Source organism: Cellulosimicrobium sp. NPDC030954, assembly GCF_055571305.1.
Map to the genome: position 1 here is coordinate 386,957 of NZ_JBVIFN010000002.1, position 21,937 is coordinate 408,893.

At 73.2% G+C, this 21,937-nt stretch carries 21 protein-coding genes; 12 read left to right on the plus strand and 9 right to left on the minus strand.

Annotated features, from left to right (window positions below):
• Positions 1-25 precede the first annotated feature (25 nt).
• Positions 26-391: an STAS domain-containing protein gene (locus tag ACZ402_RS06710; protein ID WP_375824728.1), complete on the plus strand. Its 366-nt coding sequence runs from the start codon at positions 26-28 to the stop codon at positions 389-391.
• Between the two features lie 6 nt (positions 392-397).
• Here ACZ402_RS06710 and ppgK read toward each other — a convergent pair whose 3' ends face one another.
• Positions 398-1,198, minus strand: a complete 801-nt coding sequence (gene ppgK, locus ACZ402_RS06715; RefSeq protein ID WP_375824727.1) for a polyphosphate--glucose phosphotransferase — start codon at positions 1,196-1,198, stop codon at positions 398-400.
• Positions 1,195-2,106, minus strand: a complete 912-nt coding sequence (gene map / locus ACZ402_RS06720; protein WP_375824726.1) for a type I methionyl aminopeptidase — start codon at positions 2,104-2,106, stop codon at positions 1,195-1,197. The genes ppgK and map overlap by 4 nt, the downstream gene beginning before the upstream one ends.
• 68 nt (positions 2,107-2,174) lie before the next feature.
• Here map and ACZ402_RS06725 point away from each other — a divergent pair, with 68 nt between their 5' ends.
• Entirely contained in the window at positions 2,175-2,396 is a 222-nt protein-coding gene (locus ACZ402_RS06725) for an SPOR domain-containing protein (RefSeq protein ID WP_375824725.1), read from the plus strand.
• The gene (locus ACZ402_RS06730; RefSeq protein ID WP_375824724.1) at positions 2,393-3,310 is read left to right on the plus strand and encodes an N-acetylmuramoyl-L-alanine amidase; all 918 of its coding nucleotides are present in this window, start codon (positions 2,393-2,395) and stop codon (positions 3,308-3,310) included. Before ACZ402_RS06725 ends, ACZ402_RS06730 begins: the two co-directional genes overlap by 4 nt.
• Positions 3,311-3,354: 44 nt before the next feature.
• Here the strand turns inward: ACZ402_RS06730 and panB are convergent, their stop codons facing one another.
• Together panB and ACZ402_RS06740 are read right to left on the minus strand one after the other, a co-directional pair.
• Positions 3,355-4,203 carry a 3-methyl-2-oxobutanoate hydroxymethyltransferase gene (gene panB / locus ACZ402_RS06735; protein WP_375824722.1) on the minus strand — a complete coding sequence of 283 codons (849 nt, stop codon included), beginning with the start codon at positions 4,201-4,203 and terminating at the stop codon, positions 3,355-3,357.
• 58 nt (positions 4,204-4,261) lie between these two features.
• On the minus strand, positions 4,262-5,968 hold the full coding sequence (locus ACZ402_RS06740) for an NAD+ synthase (RefSeq protein ID WP_375824721.1): 1,707 nt from the start codon (positions 5,966-5,968) through the stop codon (positions 4,262-4,264).
• Between the two features lie 116 nt (positions 5,969-6,084).
• Between ACZ402_RS06740 and glnA (ACZ402_RS06745) the strand changes: the two genes are divergently transcribed.
• From glnA (ACZ402_RS06745) to ACZ402_RS06755, 3 genes are read left to right on the plus strand one after another with little or no spacing between them, the layout of a single operon-like run.
• Positions 6,085-7,422 carry a type I glutamate--ammonia ligase gene (glnA, locus tag ACZ402_RS06745; protein ID WP_375824720.1) on the plus strand — a complete coding sequence of 446 codons (1,338 nt, stop codon included), beginning with the start codon at positions 6,085-6,087 and terminating at the stop codon, positions 7,420-7,422.
• Positions 7,419-10,577: a bifunctional [glutamine synthetase] adenylyltransferase/[glutamine synthetase]-adenylyl-L-tyrosine phosphorylase gene (locus ACZ402_RS06750; protein WP_375824719.1), complete on the plus strand. Its 3,159-nt coding sequence runs from the start codon at positions 7,419-7,421 to the stop codon at positions 10,575-10,577. The genes glnA (ACZ402_RS06745) and ACZ402_RS06750 overlap by 4 nt, the downstream gene beginning before the upstream one ends.
• Positions 10,578-10,581: 4 nt before the next feature.
• Entirely contained in the window at positions 10,582-11,016 is a 435-nt protein-coding gene (locus ACZ402_RS06755) for a hypothetical protein (protein ID WP_375824718.1), read from the plus strand.
• A 20-nt stretch (positions 11,017-11,036) separates the two neighbouring features.
• Here ACZ402_RS06755 and ACZ402_RS06760 read toward each other — a convergent pair whose 3' ends face one another.
• Positions 11,037-11,684 (minus strand): NADPH-dependent F420 reductase, encoded by a 648-nt coding sequence (locus tag ACZ402_RS06760; protein WP_375824717.1) that lies wholly within the window; start codon positions 11,682-11,684, stop codon positions 11,037-11,039.
• Between the two features lie 82 nt (positions 11,685-11,766).
• On the opposite strand from ACZ402_RS06760, the gene ACZ402_RS06765 reads away from it, so the two are divergent.
• Both ACZ402_RS06765 and ACZ402_RS06770 read left to right on the plus strand, forming a co-directional pair.
• Positions 11,767-13,362 carry an SLC13 family permease gene (locus tag ACZ402_RS06765; protein ID WP_375824716.1) on the plus strand — a complete coding sequence of 532 codons (1,596 nt, stop codon included), beginning with the start codon at positions 11,767-11,769 and terminating at the stop codon, positions 13,360-13,362.
• Between the two features lie 121 nt (positions 13,363-13,483).
• Complete coding sequence (locus ACZ402_RS06770) at positions 13,484-15,190, plus strand: flavin-containing monooxygenase (RefSeq protein ID WP_375824715.1); 1,707 nt, start codon at positions 13,484-13,486, stop codon at positions 15,188-15,190.
• A gap of 64 nt (positions 15,191-15,254) precedes the next feature.
• On the opposite strand, the gene ACZ402_RS06775 is transcribed toward ACZ402_RS06770, so the two are convergent.
• The gene (locus ACZ402_RS06775; RefSeq protein WP_375824714.1) at positions 15,255-16,163 is read right to left on the minus strand and encodes a glycoside hydrolase family 19 protein; all 909 of its coding nucleotides are present in this window, start codon (positions 16,161-16,163) and stop codon (positions 15,255-15,257) included.
• A gap of 171 nt (positions 16,164-16,334) precedes the next feature.
• Between ACZ402_RS06775 and ACZ402_RS06780 the strand changes: the two genes are divergently transcribed.
• Genes ACZ402_RS06780 through ACZ402_RS06790 form a run of 3 tightly spaced genes read left to right on the plus strand, consistent with a single transcriptional unit; the run spans position 16,335 to position 17,706 of the window.
• A complete protein-coding gene (locus ACZ402_RS06780; RefSeq protein ID WP_375824713.1) occupies positions 16,335-16,529 on the plus strand; it encodes a hypothetical protein in 195 nt (64 codons plus the stop codon).
• A 41-nt stretch (positions 16,530-16,570) separates the two neighbouring features.
• Positions 16,571-17,014, plus strand: a complete 444-nt coding sequence (locus ACZ402_RS06785) for a hypothetical protein (protein WP_375824712.1) — start codon at positions 16,571-16,573, stop codon at positions 17,012-17,014.
• Positions 17,011-17,706, plus strand: coding sequence for a DUF3885 domain-containing protein (locus tag ACZ402_RS06790; RefSeq protein WP_375824711.1), 696 nt, complete (start codon positions 17,011-17,013; stop codon positions 17,704-17,706). The genes ACZ402_RS06785 and ACZ402_RS06790 overlap by 4 nt, the downstream gene beginning before the upstream one ends.
• 121 nt (positions 17,707-17,827) lie before the next feature.
• Here ACZ402_RS06790 and glnA (ACZ402_RS06795) read toward each other — a convergent pair whose 3' ends face one another.
• Positions 17,828-19,252: a type I glutamate--ammonia ligase gene (glnA, locus tag ACZ402_RS06795; RefSeq protein WP_375824710.1), complete on the minus strand. Its 1,425-nt coding sequence runs from the start codon at positions 19,250-19,252 to the stop codon at positions 17,828-17,830.
• Between the two features lie 261 nt (positions 19,253-19,513).
• Between glnA (ACZ402_RS06795) and ACZ402_RS06800 the strand changes: the two genes are divergently transcribed.
• On the plus strand, positions 19,514-19,990 hold the full coding sequence (locus ACZ402_RS06800; RefSeq protein WP_253050147.1) for an RDD family protein: 477 nt from the start codon (positions 19,514-19,516) through the stop codon (positions 19,988-19,990).
• A 127-nt stretch (positions 19,991-20,117) separates the two neighbouring features.
• On the opposite strand, the gene ACZ402_RS06805 is transcribed toward ACZ402_RS06800, so the two are convergent.
• Together ACZ402_RS06805 and lipA are read right to left on the minus strand one after the other, a co-directional pair.
• Positions 20,118-20,861, minus strand: a complete 744-nt coding sequence (locus tag ACZ402_RS06805) for a DUF4191 domain-containing protein (protein WP_047233940.1) — start codon at positions 20,859-20,861, stop codon at positions 20,118-20,120.
• A 10-nt stretch (positions 20,862-20,871) separates the two neighbouring features.
• The gene (lipA, locus tag ACZ402_RS06810) at positions 20,872-21,882 is read right to left on the minus strand and encodes a lipoyl synthase (protein WP_375824708.1); all 1,011 of its coding nucleotides are present in this window, start codon (positions 21,880-21,882) and stop codon (positions 20,872-20,874) included.
• Between the last annotated feature and the right edge of the window lie 55 nt (positions 21,883-21,937).

The following is a 21,937-nucleotide window of genomic DNA, read 5'->3' on the forward strand; positions in this document are numbered from 1 at the left end:
GCAGGGCGGGACGAAGGGCGGGGCAGTGTTGGTGCAGGAGCTGGAGCGGAGCGACGCCGAGGCGGGGACGGGCGGCATCCGGCTGCTCGAGGAGCCCGAGGCGAGCGTCGTGGACATGTGGGGCGAGATCGACGTCGCCCTCCGCAGCGAGGCGAGCGCCGCGCTCGCGAACGCGCTCGAACGGGACGTCCCCGTGGTGATCGACACGTCCAAGGTGACGTTCATGGACTCCACGGGCATCGCGTTCCTCGTGCAGTTCTACACGATCGGCTCCGAGGAGGGGCTGTCCGTCACGTTGCGCAACCCGCCGACGGTCGTGACCGACGTCCTCGAGATGCTCGGCGTCATCGACATCTTCGGCACGGAGCGCCACGAGGTCACGACGAGCTGACTCCGGTCAGCGCGCGTCCGCCGCGAGCGACGCCGCGCCCACGATGCCGGCCGCGTTGCGGAGCTGCGCCGGGACGATGGGTGCCCGCAGGTGCAGCAGCGGCAGGAAGTGCTCGTGCTTCTTGCTCACGCCCCCGCCCACGACGATGAGGTCGGGCGAGAACAGGTCCTCCACGACGCCGAAGTAGCGCTGCAGCCGCTCGGCCCACTGCGCCCAGTCCAGGTCCTCACGGTCGCGCGCCGCGTCGGAGGCGCGCGTCTCCGCGTCGTACCCGTCGATCTCGAGGTGCCCGAGCTCGGTGTTCGGGAGCAGGTGCCCGTCGACGACGATGGCGCTGCCGATCCCGGTGCCGAGCGTCGCGACGAGCACGACCCCGTCCGCGTCGCGCGCCGCGCCGTACCGCACCTCGCCGAGGCCGGCGGCGTCCGCGTCGTTGACCGCGACGACGTGGCGCCCGGTCTCGCGCGCGACGAGCGCAGGTAGGTCGACGCCGGTCCACGACTGGTCGAGGTTCGCGATGAAGCGCACCACCCCGTGCTGCAGCGGCGCCGGGAACGCGACGCCGATCGGCACGTCCTGCGGGAGGTCGTACTCGCCCACGAGCTCGGCGATCACCTCGGCGACGGCCTGCGGGGTCGAGGGCTGGGGCGTCGGGATGCGGTGGCGCTCCTGCGCGAACTCGCCGGTGGTCAGGTCGACCGGCGCGCCCTTGATGCCGCTGCCGCCGATGTCGATGCCGAAGGCGGTGCGGGGGCGGTCCGTCGTGGGGGCGGGGGGAGCAGCGTGAGAGTCGTGGTGCGCGTTCATGGCAGTGTGAGGATCTCCGCTCCGTCGTCGGTCACCAGCAGCGTGTGCTCGAACTGCGCGGTCCGTGAGACGTCCGCGGTGACTACCGTCCACCCGTCGTCCCACATCCGCCACTCGGACGTGCCGAGCGTGAGCATCGGCTCGATCGTGAAGACCATGCCGGGCTCGATGACGGTCGCGTGGTCGGGCGCGGCGTCGTAGTGCGGCACGACGAGGCCCGAGTGGAACGCGCGCCCCACGCCGTGCCCCGTGTACTCGCGCACGACCCCGTACCCGAACCGGGCCGCGTAGCGCTCGATGACGCGCCCCACGACGTTGATCTGGCGTCCCGGTGCGACGGCCTTGATCCCGCGGGCGAGCGCCTCGCGCGTGCGCTCGACGAGCAGCGCGGACTCCTCGTCGACCGTACCGACGGTGAACGTCGCGTTGGTGTCGCCGTGCACCCCGCCGACGTACGCGGTGATGTCGACGTTGACGATGTCGCCCTCGACGAGCGCCGTCGAGTCGGGGATGCCGTGGCACACGACCTCGTTGAGGGACGTGCACAGCGACTTGGGGAACCCGCGGTACCCGAGGGTCGACGGGTAGGCGCCGTGGTCGAGGAGGAACTCGTGCCCGACGCGGTCGAGCTCGTCGGTCGTGACGCCGGGGGCGACGTGGCGCCCGACCTCGACGAGCGCCTGCGCCGCGATCCGGGACGCGGCACGGATCCGCTCGATCGTCTCGGTGTCGTTGACCTCGCTGCCGGTGAACGGCCGCGGTCCGGGCCGCCCGACGTACTCGGGACGCTCGATCGACGCGGGCACCGCGCGCAGCGGTCCCACGACGCCCGGGACGAGCGGCCCGCGCCGCGTCGGGCCGGGCGGTGCGACGGCGTCGGGAGAGGTCGGGGACGGGGCGGGGCTCATGGCGGCCAGTCTACGAAGGTCCGTGGGCGCGGACGGACAGGCGGCCCGGAATGGGGGAGGATCGAGGCATGAGCACCGGATCACGCTTCACCGACGACGGCGAGCCCGCCTCCGAGGGCGAGTACTACTACGACACCCGCACCGGCGAGGTGCACCGCGGACCGAGCGGGTCGTGGACGCACCGCATGGGGCCGTACCCGACGCGCGAGGCCGCGGAGAGGGCGCTGGAGACCGCCCGCGAGCGGTCCGACGCCTGGGACGAGGAAGAGCGCCGCGAGCGCGGCGAGTGACCCACGCGCCACCACCCGGCCCGCGGCGCGTCTGGTCGGGGCGCCTCGGGCTGCTCCTCGCGGGGCTCGCGGTCGGCGCGCTGACGTTCCTCGTCGCGCTGCAGGTCCGGGCCGGTTCCGCGGGAGGGCCGACGACGGTCCGCCCGTCCGGCGACGTGGTCGCCTCGGCCCCGGCGCCCGAGCCGACGACCGCCTCCCCCGACCCGACGGGCGCGAAGACCGGGCCGCCGCCCCTGCTCGCCGGTCTCACGGTCGCCGTCGACCCCGGGCACAACGGCGGCAACGGGGCGGACCCGCTCACGGTCAACGCACCCGTCCCCGACGGGCGGGGCGGCACCAAGGCGTGCAACACCGTCGGCGCGTCCACGGACGCCGGCTACCCGGAGCACGCGTTCACGTGGGACGTGAGCAGCCGCCTCGCCGAGCAGCTCACCGGGCTCGGTGCGGTCGTCGTCCTCACCCGGCCCGACGACGCGGGCGTGGGCCCGTGCGTCGACGCGCGGGGCCGCTTCCCGCAGGAGAACGACGCCGACGTGCTCGTCTCGGTCCACGCCAACGGCACGGAGGACCGCCGCGCGCACGGCTTCTTCGCGATCGTCGCGGACCCGCCCGTCGACGAGGAGCAGGGAGCACCGAGCGTCGCGCTCGCGCACGAGCTCGTCGCGGCGCTCGGCGAGGCCGGGTTCGCGCCGTCGTCCTCGGTCGCCGCGGACGACGGCCCGATCCAGCGGCGTGCCGACCTCGGGACCCTCAACCACGCCGAGCGCCCCGCGGTCATGCTCGAGCTGGGGGAGATGCGCAACCCCGACGAGGCCGCGGTCATGGAGTCCGAGGAGGGGCGCCAGCGCTACGCCGACGCGCTCGCCGCGGGGCTCGTGGCGTGGGTGGCCGACGGCGGCGCCGACGCCGGCTGAGCGCCGTCGTGCCCGTCGTCGTCCCCGCCGCGGCGCCCCGTGGGTCAGCGCGCGAAGCTGTGCGCGTCGTCGGGGAAGGTGCCGCCCCGCACGTCGGCGGCGTAGTCGGCCGCCGCCTGGCCGAGCGCGGCGCCGATCTCGGCGTACCGCTTGGCGAAGCGCGGCGACCAGTCCGTCATGCCCGCCATGTCCGTCCAGACGAGCACCTGGCCGTCGCACGCCGCACCCGCGCCGATGCCGATCGTCGGGATGCGCAGGATCTCGGTGATCCGCGCGGCGACCTCGACCGGGACCATCTCGAGCACGACGGCGACGGCGCCCGCCTCGGCCACGGCGAGGGCGTCCTCGCTGAGCCGCTCCGCCGCGTCGTCACCCCGGCCCTGGACCCGCGGCCCGCCGAGCGCGTTCTCGGACTGCGGCGTGAAGCCGAGGTGCCCCACGACGGGGATGCCCGCGTCGGTGAGCGCGCGGATCTGCGCCGCGATCCGGCGTCCGCCCTCGAGCTTGACCGCGTTCACGCCGGTCTCCTTGAGGAACCGCACGCCCGTCGCGAGCGCCTGCTCGGCGCCCGCCTCGTAGGAGCCGAACGGCAGGTCGACGACCGTGAACGCGCGGCGCGCGGCGCGCGCGACGGCGCGGGCCGGGGGGATCAGGTCGTCGACCGTGACGGGCAGGGTCGTCGTGTGCCCGTGCATGGTGTTGCCGATCGAGTCGCCGACCAGCAGCATGTCGATCCCCGCGTCGTCGAAGATGCGCGCCGTCACGGCGTCGTACGCGGTGAGCATCGTGATCTTCTCGCCGCGCGCCTTCGCCTCGGCGAGGTGGTGCACGCGGACGCGGCGCGGTCCCGTGCCGCCGGTCGCGGCGGGCTCGGGGGCGGTGTGAGCAGACATGACGGCCTTTCCTGGGTGCGGGGTACGGGGCGGACGGCGCGCGGGGTGGCCGGCGCCGTCAGTCGAGCGGCTCGCGCCAGCGGTTGGTGATGGGCAGGCGACGGTCGCGGCCGAACGCGAGCGCGGTGACCTTGGGGCCCGGCGGGTACTGGCGCCGCTTCCACTCGGCGCGGTCGACGAGCGTGACGACCTTGTCGACGACCTCGGGGTCGAACCCGCGCGCGAGCAGCTCGGCGCGGCCCTCGGCGTGCTCGATGTAGGCGTCGAGCACCTCGTCGAGGAGGTCGTACGGCGGCAGCGAGTCCTGGTCGGTCTGGCCGGGGCGCAGCTCCGCCGACGGGGGCTTGGTGATGGACGACTCGGGGATCGGCGGGATCTCGCCCCGGTCGACCGCCTGGTTGTTCCGCCAGCGCGCGAGCTGCCACACGCGCGACTTGTCGACGTCCTTGAGCGGGGCGAAGCCGCCGATGCTGCCGGCGTCGTAGATCGTCGCGTACCCGGTCGCGAGCTCGGACTTGTTGCCCGGCGCGATGACGAGGTGACCCTCGCGGTTGGAGATCGCCATGAGGATCACGCCGCGCACGCGCGCCTGGAGGTTCTCCTCGGCGACGCCCTCGAGCGCGAGCTCGCCCTGGAACGCGTCGACCATCGGCGCGATGGGCTGGACGCGGTAGTCGCCGCCGAGACGCTTCAGGAGGTCCGCGGCGTCGTCCTTGCTGTGCTCGGACGAGTACTGCGACGGCATGGAGACGCCGACGACGTTCTGCCCGCCGATCGCGTCGGCGGCGATCGCCGCGGTGAGCGCGGAGTCGATGCCGCCCGACGCGCCGAGCACGACCGAGCGGAAGCCGTTCTTGCGGACGTAGCCCGCGAGCCCGGTGACGCAGGCACGGTAGACCTCCTCGTCGGGGTGCAGCTCCGGGGCGAGGGGCCCGCGCGGGGCACGGCCGTCGTCGGGCAGCTCCCACACCAGCAGGTCCTCGGCGAACTGCGGCGAGGACGCGACGACCGCGCCCGCGGCGTCGGTGACGAACGAGCCGCCGTCGAACACGAGGTCGTCCTGGCCGCCCACGAGGTTCACGTACGCGACGGGGGCGCTCACCTCGCGCGCGCGGCGCGCGGCGAGGTCCGTGCGGACGTGCCCCTTGCCCTCCTCGTACGGCGAGCCGTTGAGCACGAGCAGCAGGTCGAGCCCGTTGCCCGCCTCGTCGAGCGTCGCCATCTCCGCGACGGGGCCGCCGTCCTGCCAGATGTCCTCGCAGATCGCGATGCCGACGCGGCGCCCCTCGACCTCGACGACCGTCGTCGTCTCGCCGGGCGCGAAGATGCGGAACTCGTCGAACACGCCGTAGTTGGGCAGGTGGTGCTTGTCGTACGCGGCCTGCACGGCGCCGTCGCGCAGCACGACGGCGCGGTTGGTCGGCAGGTCGGCGGGGGAGCCCGAGGCCTCGCGCTCCGCGGCGCCCGCACCGCGCGGCGCGCCCGAGGTTCCCACGGTGCCGAGCACGACGGTGACCGCGCCCAGTCCCTCGGCGTCGAGCCGCGCCGCGATGTCCGCCGCGGCGTCCCACGCCGCGCGCCGGAACGACGCCCGCAGCGCGAGGTCCTCGATCGGGTAGCCGGTGAGGGTCATCTCCGGGAAGGCGACGAGCTGCGCGCCCGCGGCCGCGGCCTCCCGGGTGCGCGCGAGGACCAGGGCGGCGTTGCCGTCGAGGTCCCCCACGCACGTGTCGACCTGTGCCAGCGCGACGCGCAGATCAGCCATGCGTCCACCCTAGACGAGCAGGGCGGACGGCTCGTCCGGGGAACTGCCCCGCGGCACGACGTCCAGGACACGACCGTGTCACCCGTTCGTCACACGGATCAGGCAGGATGTACCGCATGGACAGGCAGCAGGAGTTCGTGCTCCGCACGGTCGAGGAGCGCGACATCCGCTTCATCCGGCTCTGGTTCACCGACGTGCTCGGCATGCTCAAGTCGGTGGCGATCGCGCCGGCGGAGCTGGAGTCGGCGTTCGCCGAGGGGATCGGGTTCGACGGCAGCTCGATCGAGGGCCTCACGCGCGTGTACGAGGCCGACATGATCGCCAAGCCGGACCCGACCACGTTCCAGGTGCTGCCGTGGCGCGGCGAGCGGCACGGTACCGCCCGCATGTTCTGCGACATCCTCACGCCCGACGGCGAGCCGTCCCTCGCGGACAGCCGCAACGTCCTCAAGCGTGCGCTCGCCCGGGCGAGCGACAAGGGGTTCACGTTCTACACGCACCCCGAGGTCGAGTTCTACCTCTTCAACCAGCCGGCGGACGCCGGGTCGCCGCTCGTCCCCGTCGACCAGGGCGGGTACTTCGACCACCTCGCGCGCGGGAGCACGCACGACTTCCGGCGCGCCGCGATCACGATGCTCGAGTCCATGGGCATCTCGGTCGAGTTCTCCCACCACGAGGCCGGGCCGGGGCAGAACGAGATCGACCTGCGCTACGCCGACGCCCTCACCACGGCGGACAACCTCATGACGTTCCGCACGGTCGTCAAGGAGGTCGCGCTCGAGCAGGGCGTGTTCGCGTCGTTCATGCCCAAGCCGATGGCCGAGCACCCCGGCTCGGGCATGCACACGCACCTGTCGCTCTTCGAGGGCGACCGCAACGCGTTCCACGAGCCCGGCGCCCAGTTCGAGCTGTCCAAGACGGCGCGCCAGTTCATCGCGGGGCTCCTGGTCCACGCGGCGGAGATCACCGCGATCACCAACCAGTACGTGAACTCGTACAAGCGTCTGTGGGGCGGCGCCGAGGCGCCGAGCTACGTGTGCTGGGGCCACAACAACCGCTCCGCGCTCGTGCGCGTGCCGATGTACAAGCCGGGCAAGGGCAACTCGAGCCGCGTGGAGTACCGCGCGCTCGACTCGGCCACCAACCCGTACCTGGCGTTCGCCGTCATGCTCGCCGCCGGTCTCAAGGGCATCGAGGAGGGGTACGAGCTTCCCGAGGAGACCGAGGACGACGTCTGGGAGCTCACGGACGCCGAGCGTCGTGCCCTGGGCATCAAGCCGCTCCCGCAGTCCCTCGACGAGGCCATCGCGGTCATGGAGAAGTCGGAGCTCGTGGCGGAGACGCTGGGCGAGCACGTCTTCGACTTCGTGCTGCGCAACAAGCGGCAGGAGTGGGACGGCTACCGCGCGCAGGTCACGCCGTTCGAGCTGAAGCGGTTCCTCCAGGTCCTGTGAGCGGGCCCACGACGACGTCAGGTCGGTCCGGCGGCTCCCGCCGGCCGACGCTCACGGGTCGCCTCGCGCGCGTCGGCTTCGCCGACATCTCGCGCTCGGCGGGCCTGCTCGCGGACCCGGACCTCGCGCTCCTGCTCGACGGCGGGCGCGCACCGGGAACGGACGGCGCGGACGGGGAGATCGCGGACCCGGCGTCCGCGGTGGACGACGAGCTGCTCGCCGCGTTCGGCGGGGCGGCCGACCCGGACCTCGCGCTCCTGCAGGTCGTGCGGCTGGCCGGCGCGCTGCGGCCCGACGTCGAGGCGCACACGCCGCTCGCGGACCTCGCCCGGCGCGTCCTGCGGCCCGGCGAGGCACGTGACCGCCTGCTCGCGGTGCTCGGCGCCTCGGTCGCGCTCGGCGACGACGTCGTGCGTCGTCCCGCGCTGCTCGAGGTCCTCGCGGACCCGACCCCCGGGACCGGGGTGGACGTGCGCGACGTGCGCGCCGAGCTCCTGCGCGCGGCGGGTGCCGACCCGGACGCGGCGGTGCCCGTCGCCGACCGGCCCGGCCCGGAGCGGGTGGACGCCCTGCGCCGCGCCTACCGCGAGCGGATCCTGCGCGTCGCCGCCACCGACCTCACCGTGCCCGACCCGCTCACGCGCATGCCCGCCGTCGGCGCGGCGCTCGCGGACCTCGCCGCGGCGGCGCTCGAGGGCGCGCTCGCGATCGCCCGCGCCGAGCTCGACGACCACGGTGCGGGCGTGCGCCTCGCCGTCATCGGCATGGGCAAGTGCGGGGCACGCGAGCTCAACTACGTCTCCGACGTCGACGTCGTCTACGTCGTCGAGCCCGCCGAGGGCTACGACGAGGCGTACGCGACGAGCGTCGGGGCGCGGCTCGCGACGGGGCTCGCGCGCGTGTGCTGGGGCACGTCGGGGGAGCCCGCGCTGTGGCAGGTCGACGCCGCGCTGCGTCCCGAGGGCGCGCAGGGCCCGCTGGTGCGCACGCTCGAGAGCCACGTCGCGTACTACGAGCGCTGGGCCAAGACCTGGGAGTTCCAGGCGCTGCTCAAGGCGCGCACGGTCGCGGGGGACCGGGACCTGGGTCGCGCGTACGAGGAGGCGATCGCGCCGTTCGTGTGGTCGGCGGCGGGCCGGGAGAACTTCGTCGAGGACTCGCAGGCGATGCGCCGGCGCGTCGAGGACCACGTGCCCGCGGCCGAGGCCGACCGCCAGCTCAAGCTCGGCAAGGGCGGCCTGCGCGACGTCGAGTTCACCGTGCAGCTCCTGCAGCTCGTGCACGGGCGCGCGGACGAGTCGATCCGCAGCCGCGGCACGCTCACGGCGCTCGCCGAGCTCGCCGCCGCGGGGTACGTCGGCCGCGAGCACGCGGCCCGGCTCGGGGTCTGCTACCGGTTCCTGCGCTCGCTCGAGCACCGCATCCAGCTCGTCCGGCTCCGGCGCACGCACCTGGTGCCGACCGCCGAGGACGAGCTGCGCCGTCTCGCCCGGTCGCTCGGGATGCGCGCCGAGGGCGCCGACGGGCTCACCGAGCGGTGGCGCGCGACGCGCCGCGAGGTGCGCGGGCTGCACGAGGAGATCTTCTACCGCCCGCTGCTGCCCGTCGTCGCCCAGCTCTCCCCGGACGAGGTGAGCCTGGCCCCCGAGGCGGCGAAGGCACGCTTCGCGGCGATCGGCTACCGCGACCCGGCGGGCGCGATGCGCCACGTCACCGCGCTCACCGAGGGCGTGAGCCGTCGTGCGGCGATCCAGCGCCAGCTCCTGCCCGTCATGCTCGGCTGGTTCGCCGAGGGCGCCGACCCCGACGCCGGGCTGCTCGCGTTCCGCACGCTCTCGGAGACGCTCGGGGCGACGCACTGGTACCTCAAGCTCCTGCGCGACTCCGGCTCCGCGGCGCAGCGGCTCGCGCACCTCCTGGCGAACTCGCGCTACATGGCCGACGCGCTGGCTCGCTCGCCCGAGTCGGTCCGCTGGCTCGCCGAGGACGCGGACCTCGCCCCGCGCGGGATCGGGCGGCTCACGGCCGAGACGGACGCCATCCTCACGCGCGCCGACGAGGTCGAGCCGGCGACGGTGAGCCTGCGCGCCGTCCGCCGCCGCGAGCTCGCGCGCACCGGCGCCGCCGAGCTGCTGGGCGTGGTCGACGCCGTCGCCGCGGCCCGCAGCATCTCCGACGCCGCGGACGTCGTGCTCGCGGGTGCGCTCCGCGTCGCGGAGTTCGTCGCGCGCGGCGAGCTCGGGTACGACGCCCAGGACCCGGGGTCCGCTCCCGCGCGCCTGATCGTCGTCGCGATGGGCCGACTCGGCGGTCGCGAGATGGGCTACGGGTCGGACGCCGACGTGATGTTCGTGCACGACCCGGTGCCCGGCGCGGAGAGCAGCGACGCCCAGGCGTACGCGCTCGCCGTGGCGACGCGGCTGCGCCAGCTCCTGTCCGCCGTCGGCCCGGAGCCCGCGCTCCCGGTCGACGCCGACCTGCGGCCCGAGGGGCGCAACGGCCCGCTCGTGCGCTCGCTCGCGTCGTACACCGAGTACTACGAGCGGTGGTCGAGCGTCTGGGAGGCGCAGGCGCTGCTGCGCGCGCGCCCGGTCGCGGGCGACCTCGACGGGCTGGGCGCGGCGTTCACCCGCGTCGTCGACGGCCGTCGGTACCCGCAGGGCGGCCTCGACCTGGCGGAGGTGCGCGAGGTGCGGCGCATCAAGGCGCGCGTCGAGTCCGAGCGGCTCCCGCGGGGCGTCGAGGCGTCGCGCCACCTCAAGCTCGGGCGCGGGGGAGTGTCCGACGTCGAGTGGACCGTCCAGCTCCTCCAGCTCCAGCACGCCCACGACGTGCCCGGGCTGCGGACGACCTCGACCGTCGACGCGCTCGAGGCCGCCGTGGCCGCGAACCTCGTCGACGCCGAGGACGCCGCGGTGCTCGGCGAGGCCTGGCACCTCGCCTCGCGCCTGCGCAGCGCGCTCGTGCTGTGGTCCGGCCGGACGACGGGGACGACGGTCGACGTGCTGCCGCACGACCGGTTCGCGCTCACCGGGCTCGCGCGCGTGCTCGACCTCCCGGACGTCGACACGGGCGCCGAGCTCGAGGAGCACTTCCTGCGCACCGCGCGGCGCGCCCGGACCGTCATGGAGCGCGTCTTCTACGGCGAGGACTGAGGGCGTGCCCCGGCGCGACGAGCGTCCCGTCCCCGGCCTGCTCTCCCGGCGGGAGCCGCGCGTGCCCGGCGACGCGCGCCGCCGCGGGGCGGCTACGGCGGGCGGGACCGAGCCCGGGGCGGCCGCGGCGGGCGGGACCGAGCACGGGCGTGGGGCGCCCGGCGGGTCGTTCTTCGGGTGGCGGCTGCGCGGGGCCGGGTGGATCGCGTGGGGGCTCGCGGCGTTCGCCGTCGTCCTCGCGGTCGTCTGGCAGCGCGCCGAGCCGCTGGCCGCCGTGGCGCTGTGGGGAGCGGCCGGCGTCCTGTGCCGGCGGTGCGCCCGCCTCGTCGAGGGGCCGCTCGGCCCCGCCCGCGGGCTCGCGCTCCTCGGCCTCGTGGCGCTGGCTCTCGTCCTGCTGCTCGCGGGCGCGGCCTTCGTGGCCCGGGGCGAGCCTGCCTGACGAGCCCGCCCGGGTCCGGGTCAGATCGTGCGGGGCGCCCGGGCGAGGTTCTCGCGCAGCTCGTCGGCGTCCTGGCGCGCGACGTAGGCCGGCCGGTCCCGCTCGACCCGCCACGACTCCGCGAGCGGGCTCGTGTCGACCGCGTCGAACCCGATCTCGTCGTAGAAGCGCTCGACCCAGGCCGCGGCCTCGGGGAAGTCGCTCGCGGTCGCCAGGGCGCGGCGTCCCGGCGTGCCCGCGGGGGTCCCGTCGGTCGTGATCTCCGTCGACCGGATGTGGTTGAACGCCTTGGCCACCCGGGACCCCGCCAGGTGCTCCTGGAGCAGGCCCGACGACGTGACCTCGCCCCGGTCGAGCGCGTCGACGTGGCCGTCGCGCTCCCAGTAGTAGTTGTTGGCGTCGAGCACGATCTTCCCGTCGAGCGGCTCGACCGGGACCTCGCGGTACGCCCCGAAGGGCACCGCGACGACCGCGACGTCCGCCGCGCGCGCCGCCTCCTCCGCCGTCGCCGACCGTGCCCGCGGACCGAGCTCGGCGACGAGGTCGTCCAGGGTGCGGGGGTCCCGCGAGTTCGCGATGACCACGTCGTAGCCGTGGGCGATCGCGGCCCGCGCGACCTGTGAGCCGATGTTGCCTGCGCCGATGATCCCGAGTGTCGTCATGGTCATCGACAACGCACCGGCGCGTCCGCTATTTCGGTGGTCTCCGGGACGAGGGTCGTGTGGCATCCTGACGTCCCAGGGGGTGCCCATGATCGATCCGCTGGTCGCGACGTTCGTGATCCTGGCGCTGGCGGTCGTGGGCTTCATGACCAACCGGCTCCCTCTCGTCGTCGTCGCGCTGTTCGTGCCCGTCGCGCTCTGGGCGACGGGCGTGCTCCCGCTCGACGCCGCGCTGAGCGGCTTCAGCGACCCGATCGTGCTCTTCATCGCGACGTTGTTCGTGCTGAGCGACGCGCTGGACTCCACCGGCATCACCGCATGGATCGGGCAGTGGCTCGAGCGGCGCGCGTCCCTGGGGCGGGCCGGGCTGCTCGCGCTGATGGTGGGCGTCGCTGCGCTCCTCGCGGCGGTCATCAGCATCAACGGCGCCGTCGCGGCGCTGCTCCCGGTCGCGGTGGTGGCCGCCGCCCGGGCCGGCATCGTCCCCTCGCGCATGCTCGTCCCGCTCGCGTTCGCCGCGGGCGCGGGCTCGCTCCTCACGCTGACCGGGACGCCGGTGAACATCATCGTCTCCGAGGCCGCGGCCGAGGCGGGCGGTCAGGAGTTCGGCTACTTCGAGTTCGCGCTGGTCGGGATCCCGCTCGTCCTCGCGACGGCCGTCCTCGTCGTGACCCTCGGGGACCGCCTGCTGCCGGAGCGCGTCCCCGAGCACCTGGCCGAGACGACGGCCGACCCGCGCGATCGGGTGCGCTCGTGGCGCGAGAGCTACCCCGCGGAGCTCGACACCGGCCGCCTCTTCACCGGCGGCACGGGAGTGGTCGAGGTGCTCATCGCGCCGCGCTCGTCCCTGGCCGGGCGGCGGGTGAGCCCCGGCATGACGACGCGGGACGAGGGCCTCGTCGTGCTCGCCATCCGCCGCGGCGACGGCAGCACCACGGGCCCCGAGTCCGAGGCCCCCGCAGGGCCGATGATCCTCCAGCCCGGGGACGCCGTGCTCGTGCGCGGACCGTGGGACGCGCTCCACCGGTACACCCAGTCGCCCGACGTGATCGCCGTCGACTCCCCGCGGAGCCTGCAGCGCGGCGTCCCGCTGGGACGCGGCTGGCGGCGCTGCCTCGCGGTGCTGGTCGTGACGATCGTGCTCCTCGCGACCGGGGTCGTCCCGCCGGTGATCGCGGGCCTGCTCGCGGCCGGGGCGCTCGTGCTCCTGCGGGTGGTCACCGTGCCCCAGTCGTTCCGCGCGATCTCGTGGGACACCGTCGTCCTCATCGCGGCCCTCATCCCGCTGTCCGCGGCGTTCGTCTCGTCGGGCGCGGCCGACGCGATCGCGGACGTCGTGCTCCGCGTCACCGGCGGCGGCTCCCCGCACCTCGCGCTGCTCGTCGTGTGCGTGCTCACCCTCGTGCTCGGCCAGTTCATCTCCAACGTCGCGACCGTCCTCGTGATGGCGCCGGTCGCGGTGTCGTTCGCCCAGACGCTCGGGGTGAGCGTGCAGCCGTTCATGATGGCGCTCACGGTCGCCGGCGCCGCAGCCTTCCTCACCCCGATCGCCACACCGGTCAACCTCATGGTCCTGCAGCCGGGCGGCTACCGGTTCGGCGACTACTGGCGTCTGGGCCTCCCCCTCGCGGTCGTGTTCCTCGCCGCCGCGGTCCTCTACGTGCCGCTCGTCTGGCCGTTCTGACCAGTCTGGTCGGAGGCCGGCCCGCCGTGGCAGGAAGCCCCCGTGCGTGGGACGGTATACCGCATCGCGCGGGCCGTCAGCCCGGCGGTGTCCGGACGGACCTGAGACAGGGGAGCGGTGCATGGGCGATGTGGCGAGCGGCGGCGGGACCTACGACGCGGTCGTGATCGGGGCGGGCTTCTCGGGGCTGGCGATGCTCCACCATCTGCGGGAGGTCGGGCTCTCCGTCCTCGTGGTCGACGCCGCCGGAGGAGTCGGCGGGACGTGGTGGGCCAACCGGTACCCGGGCGTGCGCACCGACTCGGAGTACCTCGCGTACGCGTTCTCGTTCTCCCGCGAGGTACGGGACGAGTGGGACTGGAGCGAGCGCTACCCGCGCGGCGAGGAGATCCGCGCCTACCTGGACTTCGTCGCCGACCGGCTCGACCTGCGGCGCGACATCCGGCTGAGCACGACCGTCGAGCGGGCCGAGCACTCGGACGCCACGAACCTGTGGACGCTCACCCTCGCCGACGGGTCGACGCTCCGGGCCACCTACCTCGTGTCGGCGACCGGGCTGCTGTCCCGCCCCGTGTACCCCGACATCCCTGGGCTGGACACCTTCGCCGGGCCCGCGTACCACTCGGCGAGGTGGCCGCACGAGGGGGTGGACCTGTCCGGCAAGCGCGTCGGGCTGATCGGCGTCGGCGCCTCCGGGATCCAGATGCTCCCGGAGCTCGCCGCTCAGGCGGCCCACGTCACGGTCTTCCAGCGCACCCCGAACTACGTCCTGGAGACGACGAGCCCCGCCGTGACCGCCGACGAGCTCGCCGCGCTGCGGGCGGACTACGACGCCGTCTTCGAGCGCGCGGCCCAGCACCCGTTCGGTGTGCCGATGGAGATCCCGACGCGGTCCGCGCTCGAGGTCGACGCCGAGGAACGCCGTCGGGTCTTCGAGTCACGGTGGGAGGCCGGGGGCTTCCGGTTCGCCAACGAGTGCTTCACCGACCTCGTCTCCAGCCCCGAGGCGAGCGCGCTCGCGTCCGAGTTCCTGCGCGGCAAGATCCGCGAGATCGTCACCGACCCCCGGACCGCCGAGGCGCTCAGCCCCTCCACCTACACGTTCATGGGCAAGCGCCCGCCCACCGGGCACGGCTACTACGCCGCGTACAACCGGGAGAACGTCGAGCTCGTCGACGTCCTCGCGAACCCGATCGCGCGGGTCACGCCGCGCGGCGTCGTCGTCGGCTCGGTGGACGGGTCGCGAGAGGTCGAGCACGAGCTCGACGTGCTCGTGCTCGCGACCGGGTTCGACGCCATGACCGGCGCGCTCACCGCGTTCGACGTCGTGGGGCGCGAGGGCGTCACGCTGCGCGAGCGGTGGGAGCGGGACGGCCTGCGGACCTACCTGGGGATCTCCGTCCACGGGTTCCCCAACCTCTTCCTGTCGCTCGGGCCGCAGACGCCGCTGTCCAACCTCACCGTGCCGGTGCAGCGCGGCGCCCAGTGGCTCCAGCGTGCGCTCGCGTACGCGCGGGAGAACGGCGTCGCGCAGCTCGAGGCCACGCGCGAGGCCGAGGAGTGGTGGTACGAGGAGACCGAGCGCGCGGGCCGGGCCACGGTCATGTACGAGGAGGGCAAGAAGGCCGGCGCCTGGTTCGTCGGCGGCAACGTCCCCGGCAAGCGCGCCGAGATGGCGGTGTACCTCGGCGGCGGACCTGCCTACCAGGACGAGTGCGCGCGGGCCGCGGCCGAGCAGTACGCCGGGTTCCGCCCGCGCTCCGGGCTGCCGACGGCCCACGTGCTCGCGACCGTCGCGGAGACCGCAGCGGTCCCTGCCGCACACTGACAGGCGGGTGCGGTGCGCCCCCTGCGCGCACCGCACCCGCCTCACCGCTCGCGGGACGACCCGGTCAGCAGTACAGACCCGAGCCCGGGGCGACGCCCAGGACCTCGGTGATGCGCACGTACCGGTCCACCCGGGACTGCACGGAGGCGGGATTGCCGCCGTCGCACTCGAGCGCACCGTTGAGCGAGTTGATGGTCTGGCCGAACCCGGAACCCGAGACCATCGCCTGGTGCGACGTCATCACCCCGGGGCCGTTCTGCGTGTTCCAGTACCAGAGCGCCGTCTGCCACGCGACGGACGGGTCCTCCTCGACCAGCCACGGGTCGTTCAGCAGGTCGATCCCGAGCGCGTCGCCCGCGGCCTTGTAGTTGAAGTTCCAGCTGAACATGATCGGCCCGCGACCGTAGTACGCCGTCTGGCCGGCGGGGCAGCCGAACGGCTGGGAGTAGTCACACTTGATCCAGTAGTTCGCCTCGTTGATCTCCTTCACGTACCGCAGCCCGACCGACTCGAAGTCGGCGTGCGTGAGGAACGCGGCGACCTCGCGCGTCCGCGTCTCGGGCGTGCCCGTGCTCGCGAACGCGGGGTAGGCGCCCAGCGCGTCGACGAACCCGTCGTACGTGTAGAACGGGTGCCGGTTCGGGAAGATCGCGTCGAACTCCTCGCGGCTCACGACGAAGTCGTCCCCGCCCCCGGTGCACCGACCCGCGTCGATCCAGACGCTCGTCGACCCCGGCGTCTCGCGCTGGGTCCACCAGCGGGCCGTCCAGTTCCGACCGTGGTGCGACGCCGTCTGGCCGCCCGAGTACGCCGTCGTGGCCGACCAGGTCGCGGCGCACGCGGCGCTCGCGGACGGGTCGGCGGTCGCGGACGCCGCGGACGCGCTCGCCGGAGCGGCGAGCGACGCCGCCACGACGGTCGACACCAGCGCGGACGCGACGGCCGTGAGGGCGCGCCGGAAGGGTGTGGTCATGAATCCCCCTGCTCCTGTGGGCGGCATCGTTACCGCCGCTCACAAACTAGCGCGCGACGTGTGTGCCTGACAACCAGGACTTCTGGGGGCCTCTTGACCCGGGCAGAAGATCACAGGGGCGACGGGCGAAAGCACTCGGTGTGCCGCCGAGCCGCGGCTAGGTTGGGCACCGTGACGTCCGAGACAGGAAGAAGCGCAGCCGCCGAGAAGCTCTTCGTCGTGGGCGACTTCCCCGAGTTCGCCGACACCGAGGGGACCGCTGAAGACCGGGCCCTTCCGGACAGGGCGGTGCGTGGCGAGGCGCATTGGGTTCTGAGCAGCGACGAAGGCGACGAGCTCCTCAGACAACCGGAGGACCGGGAGTGACTCCGCGTGGCCGAGACCTTCTCCGTCTCCTTGCCGAGGGATTGGGCACGAGCGACGTCGACCCCGACGACGAGCACGGCCGGTGGCACGTCTACGCCGGCGCCGTCCCGCGTGAGGGCCTCCGCCCGCTGCTCAAGGAGGCGGTCGTCGAGGGCGACGAGATGGCCCGGGTCGTCGTCGTGGACGTCCTCCAGCACGTCGACATCGCCGAGGGCCGCTCCTGGGTCGACGGTCTCGGGGCATCGCCTGGAAGAGCATTCGCAGAACGGCGACTCCGGGAATGGGCGCTGATCCGTGACCTCGTCGCTCGACCCCGGTCGATCGTCGGCGACCTTCCCGACCTCACTCTGTGGTGCCAGCGACAGCTGGTCGAGCGCGTCCCTGCTGACGTCGTCCTCGACGACCTCGCCGAGCACGGGATGTCGAGAAAGGTCCGGCACGTGGCGAGGGAACGTCGCGCGGGTCGGTGGAGGGCGGGGGAGTGAAGCGCTCCATCGCTCGGGCCGCGCACCTGCACGGCACGGTCCGCTTCCTGCTCGGGAGGTGTGAGGAAGCCGTCGCCGGTTTGCTCGGGTTCCGGATGCCCGAGCCCGATCCGTCCTGGGAAGCGCTCGGGAACGCCTGGGAGCGTCGGGCTGGAAGGGCGATTCCCGCGTCGTGGTCCCTTCGGGAGCATCTCGCCGAGCGCTGGGTGCGGTTCCACAGCCTTCCCTACTCGAAGCGATATGCCGACAGCGAGGAAGAGGCAAGGATCCTGCTCGATCGTCACCACCACGTGCTCGCGGCACTCCGCGGATCGAGCGACGAGGTCGTCGTCGTCCTGCTGAGGTGGGACGGGCAGGGGAGGTTCCGCGCGTCGCGCGAGTTCCGCAGGATCTCGAGCACCTGGCCCTTCTGGCGAGCGTTCGTCGACGACACGACCGCCGACGAGGAGAACGAAGCGATCACGGCATCGGCGTTCGTCCGCCGTCTCCCTGCTACGCGTGCGGAGCTCGACCCGTGGTTCCGGCGAGCACCAGAAGACACCGACGTGTTCGTGATCACCGACGACGCCGTCGACTGGGTGTACGCGCCGTACGACGGCGGTGCGGATGTGATCGCACCCACGGTCGAGGCACGGGACGCTCTGCGCGAGCGGTTCTCCGCGTGGCTCTCGCCTCGCACGGACGGGCTCTGAGCGCTGGCACGTCGTCGTCACACTTGCGGGCGCACGGCGGAACGGCGCCCGGCCGGCACTGGAGAGGTGCAGGTCGGACGCCGTTCACGGTCATCCTCCGGAGGACCGTCAGGCCCGCCGATCAGATGTCGTAGTAGAGCTCGAACTCGTGCGGGTGCGGGCGCAGGCGGATCGGGTCGATCTCGTTGGTGCGCTTGTAGTCGATCCACGTCTGGATGAGGTCGGGCGTGAAGACGCCACCCTCGGTGAGGTACTCCTGGTCGGCCTCGAGCGCGTCGAGGGCCTCGCCGAGGGACGCGGGAACCTGGGCGATCTGCGCGTGCTCCTCGGGCGGCAGCTCGTAGAGGTCCTTGTCGATCGGCTCCGGCGGCTCGATGCGGTTCTTGATGCCGTCGATGCCGGCGAGGAGCTGCGCGGCGAACGCGAGGTACGGGTTGGCCGACGGGTCCGGGACGCGGAACTCGACGCGCTTCGCGGCGGCGGACGAGCCGGTCACCGGGATGCGGATGCACGCGGAGCGGTTGCGGGCCGAGTAGACCAGGTTGACCGGGGCCTCGTAGCCGGGGACCAGGCGGTGGTAGGAGTTCACCGACGGGTTGGTGAACGCGAGCAGCGAGGGGGCGTGCTTGAGCAGGCCGCCGATGTACCAGCGCGCGAGGTCGGAGAGACCGCCGTAGCCCTTCTCGTCGAAGAACAGCGGCTTGCCGTCCTTCCACAGGGACTGGTGCGAGTGCATGCCCGAGCCGTTGTCGCCAAAGATCGGCTTCGGCATGAACGTGACGGACTTGCCGGCCTCGAACGCCTCGTTGCGGATGACGTACTTGAACTTCATCAGGTCGTCGGCCGCGTGCAGCAGCGTGTTGAAGCGGTAGTTGATCTCCTGCTGGCCGGCGGTGCCCACCTCGTGGTGCGCGCGCTCGACCTCGAGGCCGACCTGCTCCAGCGTCGCGCACATGTCGTCGCGCAGGTCCGCGAAGCGGTCGGACGGGGAGACGGGGAAGTAGCCGCCCTTGTAGCGCGTCTTGTACGCGAGGTTGCCACCCTCCTCCTCGCGGCCCGTGTTCCACGCCGCCTCGATCGAGTCGAGGTAGTAGAAGCTGGAGTGCTGGTTCGTCGCGAAGCGGGCCTCGTCGAAGAGGTAGAACTCGGCCTCGGGCGCGAAGAACGCGGTGTCGGCGATGCCGGTGGAGCGCAGGTACGCCTCGGCCTTTGCCGCGATGTTGCGGGGGTCGCGCGAGTACGGCTCACCCGTGAACGGGTCGACGATCGAGAAGTTCACGACGAGCGTCTTGCGCTTGCGGTACGGGTCCACGAACGCGGTCTTGACGTCCGGCACGAGCTTCATGTCCGACTCGTGGATCGCCTGGAAGCCGCGGATCGACGACCCGTCAAACATCAGGCCGTCCTCGAACGCCGACTCGTCGAACTGCGAGACGGGGATGTTGAAGTGCTGCATGATGCCGGGCAGGTCGCAGAACCGGACGTCGACGAACTCGACGCCCTCGTTCCGCGTGAAGGCGATTGCCTCCTCCGCGTTGTTGAACATCCGTTGCTCCTTGATCGGGTGGTGCCGTCGGGCTGCGCGGCGAACCTGCCGCTGACGTGGCGCCCACGAACCTAGGCCGAGGCGGTTTCCCCGCCGTGTACCCATTGTTTCGGTCGTGTTACGTCCCGCGTCCCCGTGTGACGTTCGTGCTACACGAGGGCACGCGGCAGCCGCCGGCGGGCGGTGTGCCGTTCGGCACGATACCGCCGTGGGTGCCGGAACCGTCGAGGTCGTCCACCGACCGGCACGTACCCTGGTCCCGTGGTTTCACGCGAGGACATGGGTTCGTGGCTCGAGGGCACCCCGGGCGGTCAGCAGGGCGGTCGCGGCGCGCGGCTCGGCCTCCCGCCCGACGGACCGGGCTCGCTCGCGACCCTGGGACGGCGCGTCGTCGCGCTGGTCATCGACTGGGTGCTCGCGACGCTCGTCGCGTTCCTCTTCTTCCGGCCCGCCGTGCCGGGCTTCTTCGAGGGCATCTCCGCGCTGCCGGTGTGGTCGCAGCCGCTGGTGTTCGCGATCGAGAACGTCCTGCTCGTGAGCACGCTGGGCTTCACGGTCGGGCACCGCGTGATGGGCATGCGGGTCCGCCGTCTCGCCGAGCCGGCCCGCATGGTCGGCATCGGCCGCGGGGCGCTGCGCACCGTGCTCCTGTGCCTCGTCATCCCCGCGGTCGTGTGGGACGCCGACGGGCGCGGGCTCCACGACCGCGCGGCGGGCACCGTCCTGGTCCGCACCTGACGGCGGCTCCGACCCGCGTCCCGCTCAGCGGGTCGCCCGGCACCAGCAGGTCACCCGGGACGACGACGCCCGGCCGGTGAGGAGCGAGCCTCGCCCGGCCGGGCGTCGTCGTGCAGGAGGAGGTCCGTCAGCGACCCTTGAGGCCCTTGCGATCGGGGCGGGCGCGCGTCGGGTCGATGCCCTTGGGGATCGGCAGGCGCGAGACCCCGAGGGCGCGCAGGCGCTTGGACACCTCCGCCGTCTCCGGCTTGGTGAGCGACGGCTTGAGCTTCTGGACGGCGCGCGGGAGCTTGGGGAGGGCGACCTGGCCCTCCTCGTCGCCGACCTGGATCGTCGTGATCGGCACGTTCGGCAGCACACGCGCGACGCGCTTGCGCTCGGCGTCGAGCTGACGCTTCGCGCGGTGCGCCGGGCCCTCGCTCACGAGGACGACGCCGGCGCGACCGACTCCGCGGAACACCAGGTCCTGCGTGCGCGGGTCGATCGCGACGGGCTCCTCGTCGAACGTCCAGCCACGACGGATCGTCCCGAGCGCGGCGCGCGCCGCGCCGGGCTGGCCCTCGATCTGCTGGTACGCCGCGCGCTCCGCACGGCGGGTGAGGACGAACATCGCGCCCAGCGCGGCGAACGGGATGCCGACGATGAGCGTGTAGACCCACTGGCCCCACCACAGGCCGATGCCGAGCGCGACGGCGAGGATGCCGACGAACACGCCGAGCATGACCCACGTGACCGCGGGGTCCTGCTTGCGCGTCATCTGGTACGCGGCCCACACCTGGTGGTACCAGCGCTGCTTCTTGGGCTTCTTCTGCTTCGCGACCTGCTCGCCGGCGGCGGGCGCGCCGGTGCTGTCCGAGTTCTTGCGGGCCATGCCGGTCAGTCTAGTGGGGCGAGCGGGCCAGCAGGCTCGCGGCCTCCTGGCGGGACGTCGTCGGCTCGGCGAGGTGCGCGAGCGCCGCCGGGATCTCCATGCCGCGGCGCGTCATGGCCTGGCCCCACAGACGCCCCGCACGGTACGACGACCGCACGAGCGGGCCCGACATGACGCCGAGGAAGCCGATCTTCTCCGCGGCGTCGGACAGCTCGACGAACTCCTCGGGCTTGACCCAGCGGTCCACGGGGTGGTGCCGCAGCGACGGGCGCAGGTACTGCGTGATCGTCACGAGGTCGCAGCCGGCGTCGTGCAGGTCCTGCAGCGCGTCCTTGGCCTCGTCGATCGTCTCGCCCATGCCGAGGATGATGTTCGACTTGGTCACCAGGCCCGCCTCGCGCGCCCGCGTGAGCACCGACAGCGAGCGCTCGTAGCGGAAGCCGGGACGGATCTGCTTGAAGATGCGCGGCACGGTCTCGAGGTTGTGCGCGAGCACCTCGGGCCGCGAGTCGTTCACCTCGTCGAGCAGCTCGGGGATCGCGTTGAAGTCGGGGATGAGCAGCTCGACGCCGGTGCCCGGGTTGAGCTGGTGGATCTGGCGGACGGTCTCCGCGTAGAGCCAGGCGCCGCCGTCGGGCAGGTCGTCACGCGCGACGCCCGTGATCGTCGAGTAGCGCAGGCCCATCGCCTGGACGGACTCCGCGACGCGGCGCGGCTCGTCCGCGTCGAAGTCGGCCGGCTTGCCCGTGTCGATCTGGCAGAAGTCGCAGCGCCGCGTGCACTGGTCGCCGCCGATGAGGAACGTCGCCTCGCGGTCCTCCCAGCACTCGAAGATGTTGGGACAGCCCGCCTCCTCGCAGACCGTGTGCAGGCCCTCGCGCTTCACGAGGCCCTTGAGCTCGGAGTACTCAGGACCCATCGTCGCGCGGGTCTTGATCCACTCGGGCTTCTTCTCGATCGGCGTCGCGGCGTTGCGGGCCTCGACCCGCAGCATGCGCCGTCCTTCAGGTGCGATCGTCACGGGTGTCTCCCGGTCGTCGTGGCGAGTGAGCGCCGACGTCGCGCCGAGCAGGCAG

Bases quoted from the DNA above. Each gene is read 5' to 3' on its own strand.
- glnA (WP_375824710.1), bottom strand. From the start codon at position 19,252: ATGTTCAACAACGCGGAGGAGGCAATCGCCTTCACGCGGAACGAGGGC.
- ACZ402_RS06805 (WP_047233940.1), bottom strand. From the start codon at position 20,861: ATGGCCCGCAAGAACTCGGACAGCACCGGCGCGCCCGCCGCCGGCGAG.
- panB (WP_375824722.1), bottom strand. From the start codon at position 4,203: ATGTCTGCTCACACCGCCCCCGAGCCCGCCGCGACCGGCGGCACGGGA.
- ACZ402_RS06770 (WP_375824715.1), top strand. From the start codon at position 13,484: ATGGGCGATGTGGCGAGCGGCGGCGGGACCTACGACGCGGTCGTGATC.
- ACZ402_RS06740 (WP_375824721.1), bottom strand. From the start codon at position 5,968: ATGGCTGATCTGCGCGTCGCGCTGGCACAGGTCGACACGTGCGTGGGG.
- ACZ402_RS06725 (WP_375824725.1), top strand. From the start codon at position 2,175: ATGAGCACCGGATCACGCTTCACCGACGACGGCGAGCCCGCCTCCGAG.
- map (WP_375824726.1), bottom strand. From the start codon at position 2,106: ATGAGCCCCGCCCCGTCCCCGACCTCTCCCGACGCCGTCGCACCGCCC.
- ppgK (WP_375824727.1), bottom strand. From the start codon at position 1,198: ATGAACGCGCACCACGACTCTCACGCTGCTCCCCCCGCCCCCACGACG.
- ACZ402_RS06775 (WP_375824714.1), bottom strand. From the start codon at position 16,163: ATGACCACACCCTTCCGGCGCGCCCTCACGGCCGTCGCGTCCGCGCTG.
- ACZ402_RS06765 (WP_375824716.1), top strand. From the start codon at position 11,767: ATGATCGATCCGCTGGTCGCGACGTTCGTGATCCTGGCGCTGGCGGTC.
- ACZ402_RS06760 (WP_375824717.1), bottom strand. From the start codon at position 11,684: ATGACCATGACGACACTCGGGATCATCGGCGCAGGCAACATCGGCTCA.
- glnA (WP_375824720.1), top strand. From the start codon at position 6,085: ATGGACAGGCAGCAGGAGTTCGTGCTCCGCACGGTCGAGGAGCGCGAC.